Origin of the sequence: Paraburkholderia sediminicola, assembly GCF_046027825.1 — a bacterium.
GTDB lineage: Bacteria > Pseudomonadota > Gammaproteobacteria > Burkholderiales > Burkholderiaceae > Paraburkholderia > Paraburkholderia sediminicola_D.
Genome location: NZ_JAQQDU010000016.1, coordinates 21612 through 36568, shown reverse-complemented (window position 1 = coordinate 36568; position 14957 = coordinate 21612). Strand labels below are relative to the sequence as shown.

Genomic DNA, 14957 nt, shown 5'->3' with positions numbered 1-14957 from the left:
CGACGTCATGCCTGACCACCCTTCAAGGCGATGCCGGGCGGATCGCGACGGCAATATCGCGACTCACCGTTCCGAGCGCCCTGCTGTATGCCGCCACCACGCCATCGAAGCCGGCGCCGGTGCAAGGCTCATGGACCGTGCTCCGACCGCTTAGCGGCGGCTTTTTCCCGGGTGGCGCCACTGACCACAGCACGTCGACCGTCACGGCATCGCCAAGCGCCGCATCGAAGCGCTGGATATCGAGCTGGACCCGGTAAGCCGACGCCGAATCACCCCCCATCGGATAGGTAGACACCATCGAGCTGTTCAGTAACTGACCCAGATCGGCGCGTACCACTCGCGGAATCTGGCTTTTCAACGGATCGGCCCAGCGGGCGAATTCGTCGATATCCACCGTGTTGTCGCCGCTGCGAACCACGATCTGCGGCCGGTCGACGAGGTCGGGCACCGTCACCACGCCGATCAGCACCGCGATCGGCACGGCGGGCGGGTTGCCCGTCTGCGGCGCCGCTGCACTCAGCGTGTAGAAGTCCGACCTGGGCGACGAGGCGCAACCGCCCAACGCGGCAAGCGCCAACGCCACGGCTACGGTTAAGGATGAGCGCATCATTTCTTATCCTCCAGCTTGCCGCGGATCAGTGCCTCTGGATGGCGCTCCAGATAGTCCGCCAGCGTGCGGAAGGCCGCTGCCGTGCGCGCCAGTTCCTTCATCGCATCACCGGTGTTCTGCGACAGCGCGGAGTCGGGCTGCAACGCGTTATTCGCCGAGTCGAGCGCGGACTTCGCCGCGGCCAGCGTCTGCGTCGCTTGCGGCGCGACTTCAGTATCGAGTCGCTTGAGCAAGGCATCGGCGTCGTGCAGGGTCTGATGCGCGTCGTTGCCGATCGCTTCGAACGGGATCTTGTTCAGCTTCGCGATGAGCGTCGTCACCGAATCCTGCAGCGATTGCAGTCCGCCTGGCACGGTTGGCATGGCGGGCGGAGACGAACTCCAGTCCACCTTCGCTTTGGCTGCGTTCGGGAAAAAACCGAGCGCGACATAGAGCTGCCCGGTCAGCAGATTGCCAGTGCGCAGTTGAGCTCGCAAGCCATGATCGACGAGCGCTTGTGCAAGTTGCTGCCGATCGGCGTCGGTGGCCAGCCTGCCGCCGGGCGCTCCCGACGCAAAGCGCGACGTGAAGCGCTCGGGAAACAGCTTGATATCCACCGGAATACTGAACTGCTTGTTGACGGGATCAAACCGCGTGTGAATCGCCTCTACCTCGCCCACCACGATGCCGAGGAAATCGACCTGTGCACCGACCGACAGACCGCGTACCGACTCCTTGAAATTGAGCACGTAGTGATCGACGATAGTGTCGTGGCGTTTCATCGCCTCGGTCTTGTCGGAGAACAGTGTAAACGTGGCGCTGGCATCCGCCTCCGGCCGATCGACCGCGCTATCTGGTGCCTGGAAAGCGAGGCCGCCGATCAGAATGGCTACTAGCGATTGCGTATTGACCTTCACACCGGTCGCGTCGAGCGAAACGTCGATACCACTCGCCTGCCAGAAGCGCGTATCGTTTTGCACGAATTTGTCGTACGGCGCGTTAACGAAGACATGCATCGTCACGCCTTTCCCGTTGTCATCTAGCTTGTACGAAGTCACCTGGCCGACCTGCAAGCGTCTGAAATAGATCGGCGAACCGACATCGAGCGACCCCATGTCGTCGCCCTTCAGGATGAACTCACGGCCCGGCACACCGCTCGCGAACACCGGCGGTGACTCGAGCCCGACATAGTCGCGCTTGGGCGTGGATGAGTTCCCCACATCCACGCCGATGAATGACCCGGAGATCAAGGTTCCGATGCCCGACACCGTGCCGCCCGAAATCCGCGGCCGCACGACCCAGAAGCGTGTGTCGTCGACCAGCAGACCGGTCGCGTCTTTCGAGAGTTCGGCCGTAGCGATCACATTGCGATGATCGCCTGACAACGTGACGCTTTTGACCACGCCGATGTCCACGTTCTTGAACTTGAGTTTGGTCTTGCCGGCTTCGAGCCCCTCGCCGGTCTGGAAGCTGATGGTGATGGTCGGCCCCTGTTCGAGGATTGCCTTGACCGCGAGCCAGCCGCCGATCAGCACCGCCACCAGCGGCACCAGCCACACCACCTGCATGCGCCAGCGGGAGCGCCGCGTCGCCACCGCTTCGGGAAGCTCAGGCGGCCCGGGGGGTCTAGACATGATGATCCTCCGTAGCATCCCAGATCAGGCGCGGGTCGAACGACATCGCGGCGAACATCGTCAGCACGACTACCGAGCCGAACGCGACCGCGGCGGGTCCCGCCTGTATCGTGGCGAGCGCGTTGAACTGCACGAGCGCGACAAGAATGGTGATGACGTAGATATCGAGCATCGACCAGCGGCCCACCAGTTCCACCAGTCGATAGATGCGCGTTCGCTCCTGCACGAGCATGACGGAGCGCCGCTGCGTGGAAATTACGAGGTACATCAGCGCCAGGATCTTCAGCATCGGCACCGCGACGCTGGCGATGAAGACCACCACGGCGAGCGGCCATGAGCCTGAAGTCCAGAGATAAACCACGCCGCTCATGATGGTGTCCTTCTCCGAGCCGAACAGCGAACTGGTGTTCATCACGGGCAGCGCATTCGCCGGGATATACATCACGATGGCCGCAATCAGGAAGGCCCAGGTGCGCGCGATACTTTCGGGTTTGCGTGCATGCAGATGGGAGCCGCAGCGCGGACATGCAGCGCCGTGGATATGAGCCGTCGACTTCACCAGCAGGCCGCAGCTATGGCAACTCAACATGCCGCAACGCAGCGCGGTATGGGCGGATGCGGCGGCTGCCGCTTCCGCCTTCGAGGCCACATCGTCGAAGCCCCCCACGCGCTGCCAGAGCGCGCGCGGATCGAACGCTGATGCGGCCGCCGCCAGCAGCAGCATCAGCGCGCCGAACGACCACAATGCGACACCCGGCACGACGCTCGCAATGTGCGCGAGCTTGACCAGCGCCACCAGCATGCCGAGAATCAGGACCTCGGTCATGCCCCATGGCTGCGCGAGATGCATCAGGCGAAACACAAGATCGGCGTGATACGGGCGGCGGTTGAGCTGCAACGGCACCAGCAGATAAGCCATCGCCGTCATCTGCAACAACGGCATCAGGAAGGTGGTGGCAAGCACGAGGCCTGCGATTGGCCACATGCCGTCTTTGTAGAGCACGCGAACCGCCCCGAGCAACGTCGTCTCGACAAGATCGCCGTTCACCGCGAGTCCGACAATCGGATACAGATTGCTGATAAAGAACAGCACAACGCAGGTCAGCGTGAAAGCCAGCGCCCGGTCGGTACTGTTGGGATGCGCGCGATAGAGTTCCGCGTGGCAGCGGCAGCAGCGCAGTGTGCCGTCGGGCGGCACCGCGGATTCGCGCTGCAGCAGATCGCATTCGTGGCAGGCAACGAGAGGAATAGGGCCGACCTCGTTTGCCTCATTTGCCGGGGCGGTGGTCATTTAGGCTGCTTCGCGCTGGGTGAGGTGGTTGTCGGAGTCGCCGATGGGCTCGCGGCGGGACTCTCAGGTGGATTCGCAGGTGGATTCGCAGGTGGACTCACTGATGGGCTCGCTGATGAGTCCGCGGCCGGATTCGCTAACTGAGTCCCTGACTGATCGCCGGCCTGACCGGCCGCCTGTGCCACCGCCTTCTGCCCCATCACCCGCCCGGTCATGGCCTCGGCCTGCACAACCCACCCGCCGCCCATCGCTTTGTATAGACCAATCAGCGAGGCGAACACCAGGCCATTGGTCTGCGTATAGCTGAGTTGCGCGTTGAACAGGCTGCGCTCGGCGTCGAGCACCTCGATATAGCTCGTATAGCCGCCCTCGAAGCGCAACCGCGCGAGCCGCGCATACGTGCGCAGCGCATCCACCTGGCGTGCCTGCACGATCAGTTGCTCGCGCGACTTCTGGAGCGCGATCAGCGCATCGTCGACTTCCTGGAATGCGGTCTGGATAGCCTCCTCATACTGGAACAGCGCCTGTTGCTGCTGCGCCTCTGCCTGGCTGACTTGACCGCTGATGCTGCCCGCCGTAAAGATCGGCACTGTCAACGAGCCTGCGTAGGACCAGATGCGCGCAGGCCCGGTGAACAGCTTCGAGAACTGCCCGCTCGTCGAGCCCAACAGACCTGTCAGCGAGATCTGCGGAAAATACAGCGCGCGCGCCGCGCCGATCAGCGCATTGGCCGCAACCAGGTTTTGCTCGGCCTGCAGCAGATCGGGACGGCGCTCGAGCAGATCGGACGGCAGACCTGCCGGCACGGCGGGCAGCACCAGTTCGGTCAGTTCACGGCCCCGCAGAATCGGGCCAGGGTTGCGGCCGAGCAGCACTGACAAAGCATCTTCCTGCTGCGCGATCTGCGTCTCGAGTTGCGGAATCGTCGCGAGCGAAGCTTCGTATTCGGACTGGCTCTGCGCGAGTTCCATCTGCGAGACATCGCCACCGGAAAACCGCGCCTGGAATACGCTGACCGATCCGGCGCGGCTGTCGGTGGTCGCCTTGGCGATCGCCAGTTGTTGATCAAGGTCGCGCAGATTGATGTACGCAGTGGCCACTGAAGCGACCAGCGACAGAATCGTCGCGCGCCGTCCCTCCTCGCTCGCGAGCAGGCTTGCACGCGCCGATTCGGTCTCACGACGTACCCGCCCAAAGAGGTCCAGTTCCCACGCCACCGACAAGGGTGCTGAGAATGAGTTGTAGACCGGACCGAAGCCCGTTGGCAGCGGCGTCGGCCCGGACTGCGAAACACGCTGACGCGATGCGTCGAAACCGGCGCTAATCTGCGGGAACAGCGCCGAGCGCGTCGTCACGAATTGGCCAAGAAACTGATCGACGCGAGCGGCGGCGATCTTCACATCCTTGTTGTCCGTGAGCGCGGCCAGAATGAGATCGTTCAGAACCGGGTCCTGAAACTGTTCCCACCACGGCGTATTGGCGACCGCCGCGGTTTCACCGGCTTCGAAACGATAGTTCGCGGGCGTCGCCACGTTCGGGCGCACGTAGTCAGGACCGAACAGACAACCGCCCAGTCCCGTCGCCAGCAGCAAGACGGGGACCACACGCAGCACAAACGCAAAGCCTCGCATGTCAGTCACCCTCACGTTGCGCGGACGGCGTGCTCGCAGTACCGCCACCGGAACCCCCGGGCGCAATCGGACCCGTTTCATCGCCCACCGCCGGACCGCCGCTTGCTCCCGGCGTCTTCTTGCCGCCGCTCTTCTCCGACATGGTTTCGAGCACGTAGAAGAACATCGGAATGAAGAACACCGCGATCACCGTCGCGCCGAGCATGCCGCCGATCACACCGGTGCCGATCGAATGCCGGCTGTTGGCCGACGCGCCAAGCGCAATGGCCAGCGGCACGCACCCGAGAATGAATGCGAGCGATGTCATCACGATCGGCCGCAAGCGTTCGGTTGCCGCCGTGACCGCCGAGTCGTACACCGACTCGCCCGCTTCACGATTGAGCACCGCGAACTCGAAGATCAGAATTGCGTTCTTGGCAGCAAGCGCGACCAGCATGGTCAAGCCGATCTGGAAATACACGTCGTTTTCGAGGCCGCGCAGAAGAATCGCGAGCAACGCGCCGAACAACGCAAACGGCACCGCCAGCAGCACGCCAAACGGCAGGCTCCACTTCTCGTATTGCGCGGCGAGAATCAGGAACACCATCACGAGACCAAACACGAACACAAGCCCCGAAGTGCCGCCGGATTGCCGCGCCTCGTAAGCCTCGCCGCTCCAGCCGACGCCGTAGCCCGACGGCATCACCTCATCGGCCACTTCCTCCAGCGCGTTGATGACTTGCCCGGAGCTGTAGCCAGGCGCGCCATTCGCCGTGATCTTGACAGCCGGGAAATTGTTGAAGCGCGTAATCAGGTCAGGTCCGGTGACATACTTCGAGGTCACCACCGCCTTCAGCGGCACCATGTTGTTGGTCTTGCTGCGCACGTAAAGCTGGTTCAGATCCAGCGGCGTCAGACGGTACTGCGGCTCGGCCTGCAAGATGACCTGCCACAGCCGGCTCGACCGGTTGAACTGCGAGACGTAGAGCGAGCCAAACATTGTCTGCATCGCGCTATAGACCTCTTCGATCGGCACACCGAGCGTTTCCGACTTGTCGCGATCCACGTCGACCAGCAACTGTTGCGACGACGCGTTGAACGTGGACGTGACACGCGCCAGTTCCGGCCGGCTTTTTGCCTTGGCGAGGAAATCGTCCACCACGCCGGCAAGCTGCGAGATGGTTGCGTCGCCCTTGCTCTGAATCCACATCTCGGTGCCGCCCGTCGTGCCAAGACCCGGGATCGACGGCGGATTGACCGGCAGGATGATCCCTTCCTTGACCTGGGAGAGCGCCTTGTAGGCGTCGATCAGCACCGCCTTTGCATTCTGGGTCTTGATATTAGCGAACTTGTAACGTTCATCAAAACCCTTGAAGCCGATGAAGAACGTGCTCGCGTTGTTCTTGTTCTGGCTGTCGAGCAGGCTGTAACCATCAACGATCGTTACGCTGCCTACCGCAGGCTGTTTCATGAAGTAATCAGTCACGCGCCGCGACACGTCGCCGGTTCGATCAAGGCTCGCCGCGTCCGGCATGATGATCGCGCCGAGCAGATAGCCCTGGTCTTCAGGTGGCAGGAACGAAGTCGGAATGGTGCGCATCATCACCACCGCCAACGCGACCATGCCAACAAATAGCAATAGCGCGACCATGAAGCGTTTGATCACCAGTTTGACAAGGGACGTGTAGCGGTTCGTCATCTTCTCGAAGTTCCTGTCGAACCATTTGAAGAAGCCTTTCTTCTCGTGATGACCAGGCTTCAACAGCAAGGCAGCCAGTGCCGGTGACAGCGTCAGTGCAACCACCCCGGAGAAAATGACCGAAATCGCAATGGTGATGGCGAATTGCTTGTACAACTGCCCCGTAATGCCGCCGAGAAAAGCCACCGGCACAAACACCGCACACAGCACGAGCACGATCGCGACCACCGGGCCGGCCACTTCGTCCATTGCGCGTCTCGCGGCATCCTTCGGACTCAGCTTGTGGACGGTCATATTCCGCTCGACGTTCTCGATCACCACAATCGCATCGTCCACCACGATGCCAATCGCCAGCACCATGCCGAATAGCGTTAGCATATTGATCGAGAAGCCGAGCGCGAGCATTCCCATGAAGGTGCCCATGATCGACACCGGCACGGCCAGAACCGGAATCAGTGTCGCGCGCAGGCTTTGCAGGAAGACGAACACCACGATCACCACGAGCACAAGCGCTTCGAAAAACGTGTGAACGACATCGGAAATCGACGCCCGCGTGAAGTCGGTCGTATCCAACGCGATATCGTATTCGAGGCCCTCAGGAAAGGTCTTTTTCATTTCCTGGAGTGCCGCGTGGACCTGCTTAGAGACGTCTAGCGCGTTGGCGCCAGGCTGTTGATACACGGCGATGACGGTGGCCGGCTTGCCCTGAAAGCGGCTACGGATCGAATAGTCCTTCTGGCCCAGCGCGGCGCGGCCGATGTCCTTGAGGCGCACGATGGCGGCATCGCCGTTGGCGGCCCGGATGATGATGTTTTCGAACTCCTCGGGTTGGCTCAGGCGGCCGGTGGTGGTCACGGCGAACGACTGCTCAACCGGCGCGCCGGTCGGCGATTGGCCGAGGCGGCCTACCGCGAACTGCTGGTTCTGGTTGGCGACCGCCCGCTGCACATCCCCCGCCGTAATACCGAGTTGTGCCATGCGGTCGGGTTTGAGCCAGATTCGCATCGCGTAATCGGGCGTACCGAAGATCGCAGACTGATTCGCACCTGGAATGCGCTTGAGCGCATCGAGCACGTAAATATTCGCGTAGTTGGCGATATACGTCGCGTCGTAGCGCTCGCTCGGCGAGTAGATAGCGATCACCATCATGAACGCCGAGGACTTCTTCTGCACCTGAATGCCCTGCGACTGCACCGAAGAGGGCAGTTGCGGCAACGCGAGGTTCACACGATTCTGTACGTCGACCTGGGCCAGCTCCGGATTGGTGCCGATCTGGAAGTATGCGTTGATGGTCAGATTGCCCGTCGATGAACTCGACGAGTTCATGTAGATCATGTTGTCCGCGCCGTTCACCTGTTGCTCGATCGGTGCGGCGACGTTGTTGGCCACCACGTCGGCACTCGCGCCAGGATAATTGGCGGAAATCGTGATCTGTGGCGGGGTGACGTCCGGATACTGGGCGATTGGCAAGTTGAACATCGCCACCGCACCGCCGAGCGTGATGACAATCGAAATCACCGAGGCGAATATCGGCCGGTCGATGCAGTAACGGGAGATATTCATGTCGCCATCCCCTTACTGCGCGGTGGTCGTGTCGGACGGGTGTGCCGTCGAACTGCTCTCCCCGCCTCCTGGCACGTTGGCCGCCGCGTGCGCAGCCGGGGCCGCGACGATTTTCAGCGGTACGTCGGCGGCCACGCGAATCGCGCCGTCCACCACCACGCGCTCGCCCGGTTGCAGCCCCTGGGTGATAAACCAGTCGTCGCCATGCCACTCGCCCACTTCCACGACACGCTGATGCGCCTTGGAGTCATTGTCGACGACCCATACGAAGTGACTTTTCGCCCCCTGTAACACAGCGCGTTGCGGCACGAGGATCGCGTTCGGGCGCGTTGCGCCGGACACGCGTGCCCGCACGAACTGTCCGGGACGCAACTGGCCCTTCGCATTCGCGAACGATGCCCGCACGAGGAACGTGCCGGTCTCGGTGCTGAAGGCGGGATTCGTGAAACTGATATGACCGTGGTTCGGAAACTCCGTGCCGTCCGCCATGATCAGCGTCACTTCGAAGTCGTCATTGGCTGGAAACCGCAACCGGCCGGCCGTGACCTCTTCGCGGTACTTCAGCAGCTCGTTTTCCGAAATGCTGAAGTTGACCCACATCGGATCGAGTTGATAGACATACGTCAGCAAGCCCGAGGCCGAGGCGGTGACAAAACTGCCGTCCTGTTGCCTCGCGAAGCTGGATAAACCGGTGAGCGGCGACTTGATCGTCGTATAGCTGAGGTTCAACTGCGCGGTTTGCACCTGGCCCAGTGCTGCGAGCACCGCGGCTTCGGCCTGCTTTTCGTTACCGGTTGCGTCGTCCAGATCCTTCTGACTCAAAGCATTCTGTTTGGCGAGCGGAATCACGCGGGCGAGATTCGCCTTCGTGACCGTTAAGCGCGCCTGCTGCTGCGCGAGCTGGCCTTTCGCCGTTTGCAGCGCGGCATCGAAAGGCTTCGGGTCCATCTGGAAGAGGGTTTGTCCGGCGTGAACCATTTGCCCTTCGGTATAGAGCCGTTTGTCGAGAAAGCCATCCACCCGCGCGCGAATCTCGACTTCGCGAGAACTCTGCGTTTGCGCGGTGAATTCGAAATCGACGGGCGTGTCGCTCTGCACCACCTTCATCACGGTGACCTCGGTCTCTCCGGCGACCGGCAATGCAGCAGGTTTGTGGCACCCGGCGCATAGCGCAAGCGCGACAAGCCCGGCAATCGTGAGACTTAGGTGGTTTCTGCTCATGGCTGTCTCCGCCGTCCCGATCGATGTCTACTGAACCGTGTAGCCGCGACCGGTCATGCAAGCCGCCACTGCCCGGTTGAAGGTCGCCATCTGCTGCGACGTCTGTTGCTGACCCGCCTGCTGCTGGTTGGCCTCGGCCTGGTTGGCGCGGCGCTGGCGTACGCCGCCTGCCGCTGTTCCGGTGACCGCGCCTATCGCAGCGCCCTTCCCAGCGTTGCCCGCGATGGCACCCACTGCGGCGCCCACGGCGGCGCCGCCGGCTGCGCCCTTGACCGCTCCACCCTGCTTTGGCGCGGCGCCTGGTTGACCGGATTGCTGGGCAATCGCGACCGGATCGACGCCGGTCGTCTGCTTCGCCCATAGTTGGCACTCCGCGGTATCGGTTTGCTGCCGGCTGGCGCTTTGGCCTTTCGCCGGATAAATGATGGGCTGCTGCGCAGCCGCCCAACACGCCAGCGTCAGCACAAGCACCCCCGTCAGCCCTCGCACGATCGGTAGCATGGTCAGATTCCGTTCGATTTCTCTGGGGGCGAACCGTCGGCACACGCCTATGCGTGCGCCTGATGTCGAACCCGGGCACCCTCTTCAACCCTGATCAGTCGAGTCAATTATTGGATTTCGCGTCGAGCGATGGCAATTGGCCTTTGGTCCCATAACGCGTGAATTCGCGGTACGGGATCATGCAACGGCTCATCAGACAGGCGGAACGCCGTCGAGCGCGGCGCGCACCGTCTTCACGAACAGTTCGTCATTGAACGGTTTGCGCAGCCAGGCAACCGCACCGGCCGCAAGCGCGTGCTCGCGCACGCCAATCTCGTCGTGTGCGGTAATGAAGATCACGGGCATGCCTGTACCGGACAGGCGCCGCTGGACTTCGAGTCCATTGAGCCCGGGCATCTGCACGTCGAGAATGACGCAGTCGGGTTGATACGACGGCATCGATGCGAGAACGTCGAGGAACGAGTCGCCGCTGGCAAACGCTTCGGAGGCGATCCCGATGGAGCGCAGCAATCGCCTGATTGCCCTGCTCACCGATTCATCGTCATCGACGACGACAACGAATGGTTTGAGTGTTCCCATGGAGAGTAGTCCGGTGTCCGGGAATGCGCGAGTCAGCACAGTCCCCCAGACGAAAGCCTACGAGGCGGAAAGGTTCGCGGATATTGGACCTTGGTCCCGCATCGATCGAGTACGGACCGGGCGCGGACCTCTGGCAATCCGTATATGGACCCACCTGCAGCCCTTCGGCGACGCACGCACCGGAACCGGGCCACGCTATCGCTGACCGGCCGCGACGACTTCAGCGCGAAACGTGGGCTTCACCCGCACCGCCGAGGCCGACCTTATCCGCGACACGCACGAGCTGGGCGAGTGAAGTCACTTCCATCTTCGCCATGACGCGCGCGCGATGCGCCTTGATCGTCTTTTCGACCGTGCCAAGCTCGCCTGCCACCTGCTTGTTCAGGCGCCCCGTGACCACGAGCGCCATGACTTCCCTTTCGCGCGGCGTGAGCCTGTCGAGTCGGCCACGAATCGCGTCCAGCTCACAGCGCACGACGCGAGTCTGCTCCACGCGTTCGAAGGCGGCTTCGATGGCGCGGAGCAGATCGGTATCGTTCACAGGCTTTGCCAGGAAATCAGTGGCGCCCGCTTTCATCGCGCCCACCGTCATCGCGATATCGCCGTGACCGGTGACGAAGATGATCGGCAGCACCGCTTTGAGTTCGCGTTGCAATGCCAACCCGTCAAGGTCCGGCAACTGCACGTCGAGAACCAGGCAGGCCGGAGAATCGACCTCGCGCAGCCGTTCAAGAAATGCGCGGGCATCGCCGAATGCTTCGACAAGGTAGCCCGCGGAGCGGATCAGACGCGACAACGCGCGGCGCACGGAATCGTCGTCGTCGACGACGAAGACAAGCGAATCGGATTCAGTCATGGCCTTTATCGCGACTTATCCTCCGGCGTGGCATCGCCGGCCGGCAATGCCACGTAGAATGTCGCGCCTCGATCGTTGTTGTTTTCGGCCCATAGGCGCCCGCGGTGCATGTCGATGATGGAACGGCTGATCGACAATCCCAAACCGAGCCCTTGGGGTTTTGATGTGAAAAACGGCTTAAAAATCTTGTCCAGTTTATCGGCGGTCAATCCATGACCCCGATCGCGAACAGCGATCAGCACCATGCCGTTGTCGGCCGATTTCAGCGTGACGCACACCATACGGTCGACGGGTGGAACTTCGTTCATCGCGTCGAACGCATTCAGCAACAGATTCAACATGACCTGCTGCAGTTGAACCCGGTCGCCGCGCACGGGTGGCAAATTCGTGTCGATATCGAGTGTCACGCGCGTGCCACGTACGATCGCATCGCTATGCACGAGCGCCACCACATCGCGCATCACGCCGGCGAGGTCGAGAGGCATCACCTCGAGATCGCCCTTCTTGACGACTGCGCGAATTCGACGGATGACCTCGCTAGCCCGGTAATCGTCCTGGACAATATCGTTCAGAATATCGCGCAGTTCGGCCAGATCGATCGGATCGGCGGTCATGAAACGCTGTGCAGCCTGCACGTTGCTGAGTATCGCGGTAAGTGGCTGATTCAACTCATGCGCGAGCGACGAAGCCAGCTGCCCCATCGTCGATACGCGGGTGAGATGCGCAAGATCCTGGCGTTGACGGCATAACTCATACCGTTCCGTCTTGTCGATCACGAATGCAAGCGTGACGTTTCCACCATCGAAGCAAAACGCACTGAGTTCGACCTCTGCATGAAACTCCGTGCCGTCCTTGCGGCGCGCGCACAGATCACCCAGCGGCGCGAGTTCGCGCACTTGCGGTATGACTAAGGGATCGCCCCAACGCGGTCCGTGGCTGTCGAAACGCAGCGCATGAACCAGCAATTCCACCGGCTTGCCGACTAACTCGTCGCACTCGTAACCGAAAAGCCGGTTCGCTTGCGGATTGACCACGGCCATCAGACCGCGCTCGTCGAGCATCAACGTCGCCACTGGCAATAATGCCAGTGCTTCACGAAAATAGTGCTCGCCGCTTACCTGTTCGTCGGCATCCGTGTGTGAATCATGCTCGAAGGCCGCTCGTTCGCCGCCATCACACGTTTTCCTGCGTGCAGGTCTCGCGGAAGCCATCGTGCGGAGTCGATCCGTAAAACGCCGTCTCGCGCGCGACGCAGGCAAACCGCTGTCTGGCTCGCCGGAAAACTCAAGGGGGGTGGGAAGATGCCCAGGACGCAGACGTTCCGACTGCCGAGATTGATTTAAGGATTCGGATAAATCCGCTTTATCCGCCAATTTGAGAGGAAACGAATGCGCCGCGCGTCGACCGAACATCCTGCGTTCGCGATAATTCGCTTTACTAATTGGCGGATTAACACTGCCGAGCGGCGCAGATGCGCGATGCCGCAATCCCAGCACCAGCAATCCCAGAATGATTGCTGTTTGCAAAATGACGATAGCAGGCATGACGACGCTCATGACCGAACTGCCTCTCAGGATCGGCACCGCGAGATTGGCTGCCAAAAGTCTTGCTGAACACCGGCGAGAGACTATGTCTCTTGAACAGCAGGCTCATCGTCTCATTGGAAGCTAACGAAGACACGCTCTTAATGTCGATGCAGGCCGAACGAGCGTACCGGCAAGAGTTACATCTGGAGAAAGCGTCTCAACCGGTAAAAATAATCGTAGTACGGACAACAGAACATGTAAACGTTAATTAAGGCATTTCTTTTGCATATATTACAGTTCGCCGGCGAATGAGAGCCGGATCTGGCTGTCCACGTACTTCATCGATTGGCGCCACGGGTTCACCTACTGTCAGCGACAACCTTGACTATTGGCTGTGCGGTAGCAGGTCTCTCCGCTTGGGCTCTTATATACACCCTTACCGTTTTTGGTTTTGGCTTCTCCGCCTTTGCTCGTCGTTGTGGTCGCGACACCATTCTGATTCCGTTGCGACTTCCATGCGTTTCCGGTGTTCGGGTTGTACCCACCGGCCGCCTGCCCGTTGTTGCATTCGGTCATCCCTCGCGCGTTAGTGGCGCACTCCGCGAATACGTTGGAAGACAGCGCACAGGCTATCAACACGAGCAACACTTTCATGATCGTCTCCTGAAGCAGCAGGCACAGGCACGGCTGCGCCCGCCACGTCTTCCAGATTAACCCCATCCTTTCGCGTGCCTATTGGACTTTAGTCCTATTGCAAGCCGCGCCATTTCAGCCGCCTCATGGAGATCGTTCCGCAGCGGGAGCGCTGGCTCAATGCTTGCGCGCCGGGCTCGCGACGGTTCGCCCGGCACATCACGCAACAAGTGAAGTGGACTTGATCGCAATGCTGCATGCATCGACTTATTCGAGCCGAACACTCCCGCAGCCGCGGCGCTTTCGGCTCGCGTGGTTCGGCGCCGCTCTCGTGTATTCGATATCCGCCCCCCCGGTTCACGCGCAGGAGATGGAGCCACGCGCCTATTCTGCCGTGCCGGTGGGGACCAATTTCGTGGTGTTCGACTACGCGCGATCGAGCGGCGATGTGTCATTCGATCCGTCGTTACCGATCACTAACGTGCAGGCGCATATCAACACGTTTACCCTCGGGTATTCGCACAGTTTCGGCGTCGCGGGACATACGGTGAGTGTCGCGGTATCAGAGCCCTATGCAAACGCGAATGTGAATGGCGACGTGAAGGGCATTTATCAGCAGCAATACCGCTCCGGTCTCGGCGATGTGCACTTCAGGATCGCGGCGAACCTGCTCGGCGACCCGGCGCTCTCCCCGGAAGAATTCGCGCGACGCACACCCAGCACGGTCCTCGGCGTCAGCCTGAGCGCGGTGGCGCCGACAGGCCAGTACGTGCCCGCCCGTCTCATCAACATCGGCGCCAACCGCTGGTCGTTCAAACCCGAGGTCGGGCTGTCCCAACCCTTCGGCAACTGGTTCATGGACGCAGCGGCAGGTGTGTGGCTCTTCACCGACAACGACGATTTCTTCGGCGGCCACCGGCGCAGCCAGGATCCGATGCCAACTTTCCAATGGCACGGAGGCTACACCTGGCGCCCCGGACTATGGCTCGCCGCTGATGTGACGTACTTTACGGGCGGACGCACTCATGTCGACGGAGTCGAGGATCAGGACTACCAGATCAGCGCGCGATACGGTGTCACGCTGTCCGTTCCTCTCGCCGCGAAATGGTCCGCCAAGCTCGCGTGGTCGCGAGGTCTCGTCACGCGTGTGGGTGGCAATTTCCAGACCGTCTCGATCACGCTTCAGTACCGTTGGTTTAATCATTGAACCCGCTCAGGCGCGCTGGCCTATGTAACGGGTTCGCTCAAAGCACGG

Annotated in this window: 13 protein-coding genes; 1 reads left to right on the top strand and 12 read right to left on the bottom strand. The window is 61.4% G+C overall.

Annotated elements, in window-relative coordinates; translation table 11 throughout:
• Window positions 1-22: 22 nt before the first annotated feature.
• From PQQ96_RS11425 to PQQ96_RS11370, 12 genes are all read right to left on the bottom strand, one after another.
• Window positions 23-610 (bottom strand): PqiC family protein, encoded by a 588-nt coding sequence (locus tag PQQ96_RS11425; protein WP_408291662.1) that lies wholly within the window; start codon window positions 608-610, stop codon window positions 23-25.
• Window positions 607-2223 (bottom strand): PqiB family protein, encoded by a 1617-nt coding sequence (locus PQQ96_RS11420; protein ID WP_408291660.1) that lies wholly within the window; start codon window positions 2221-2223, stop codon window positions 607-609. Before PQQ96_RS11420 ends, PQQ96_RS11425 begins: the two co-directional genes overlap by 4 nt.
• Complete coding sequence (locus PQQ96_RS11415; RefSeq protein ID WP_408291659.1) at window positions 2216-3514, bottom strand: paraquat-inducible protein A; 1299 nt, start codon at window positions 3512-3514, stop codon at window positions 2216-2218. The genes PQQ96_RS11420 and PQQ96_RS11415 overlap by 8 nt, the downstream gene beginning before the upstream one ends.
• Entirely contained in the window at window positions 3511-5145 is a 1635-nt protein-coding gene (locus PQQ96_RS11410) for an efflux transporter outer membrane subunit (protein ID WP_408291657.1), read from the bottom strand. The genes PQQ96_RS11415 and PQQ96_RS11410 overlap by 4 nt, the downstream gene beginning before the upstream one ends.
• 1 nt (window position 5146) lies before the next feature.
• Window positions 5147-8386: an efflux RND transporter permease subunit gene (locus PQQ96_RS11405; RefSeq protein WP_408291655.1), complete on the bottom strand. Its 3240-nt coding sequence runs from the start codon at window positions 8384-8386 to the stop codon at window positions 5147-5149.
• A gap of 12 nt (window positions 8387-8398) precedes the next feature.
• On the bottom strand, window positions 8399-9607 hold the full coding sequence (locus PQQ96_RS11400; RefSeq protein ID WP_408291653.1) for an efflux RND transporter periplasmic adaptor subunit: 1209 nt from the start codon (window positions 9605-9607) through the stop codon (window positions 8399-8401).
• A gap of 27 nt (window positions 9608-9634) precedes the next feature.
• A complete protein-coding gene (locus PQQ96_RS11395; RefSeq protein WP_408291652.1) occupies window positions 9635-10108 on the bottom strand; it encodes a glycine zipper domain-containing protein in 474 nt (157 codons plus the stop codon).
• A gap of 192 nt (window positions 10109-10300) precedes the next feature.
• Window positions 10301-10687 (bottom strand): response regulator transcription factor, encoded by a 387-nt coding sequence (locus PQQ96_RS11390; RefSeq protein ID WP_408291651.1) that lies wholly within the window; start codon window positions 10685-10687, stop codon window positions 10301-10303.
• Window positions 10688-10907: 220 nt separating this feature from the next.
• On the bottom strand, window positions 10908-11543 hold the full coding sequence (locus PQQ96_RS11385; protein WP_408291649.1) for a response regulator transcription factor: 636 nt from the start codon (window positions 11541-11543) through the stop codon (window positions 10908-10910).
• Between the two features lie 5 nt (window positions 11544-11548).
• A complete protein-coding gene (locus PQQ96_RS11380) occupies window positions 11549-12754 on the bottom strand; it encodes a PAS domain-containing sensor histidine kinase (protein ID WP_408291647.1) in 1206 nt (401 codons plus the stop codon).
• A gap of 238 nt (window positions 12755-12992) precedes the next feature.
• A complete protein-coding gene (locus PQQ96_RS11375) occupies window positions 12993-13196 on the bottom strand; it encodes a hypothetical protein (protein WP_408291645.1) in 204 nt (67 codons plus the stop codon).
• A gap of 242 nt (window positions 13197-13438) precedes the next feature.
• On the bottom strand, window positions 13439-13723 hold the full coding sequence (locus PQQ96_RS11370) for a hypothetical protein (RefSeq protein WP_408291644.1): 285 nt from the start codon (window positions 13721-13723) through the stop codon (window positions 13439-13441).
• A 214-nt stretch (window positions 13724-13937) separates the two neighbouring features.
• Here PQQ96_RS11370 and PQQ96_RS11365 point away from each other — a divergent pair, with 214 nt between their 5' ends.
• Window positions 13938-14909: a transporter gene (locus PQQ96_RS11365; protein ID WP_408291642.1), complete on the top strand. Its 972-nt coding sequence runs from the start codon at window positions 13938-13940 to the stop codon at window positions 14907-14909.
• Window positions 14910-14957 lie beyond the last annotated feature (48 nt).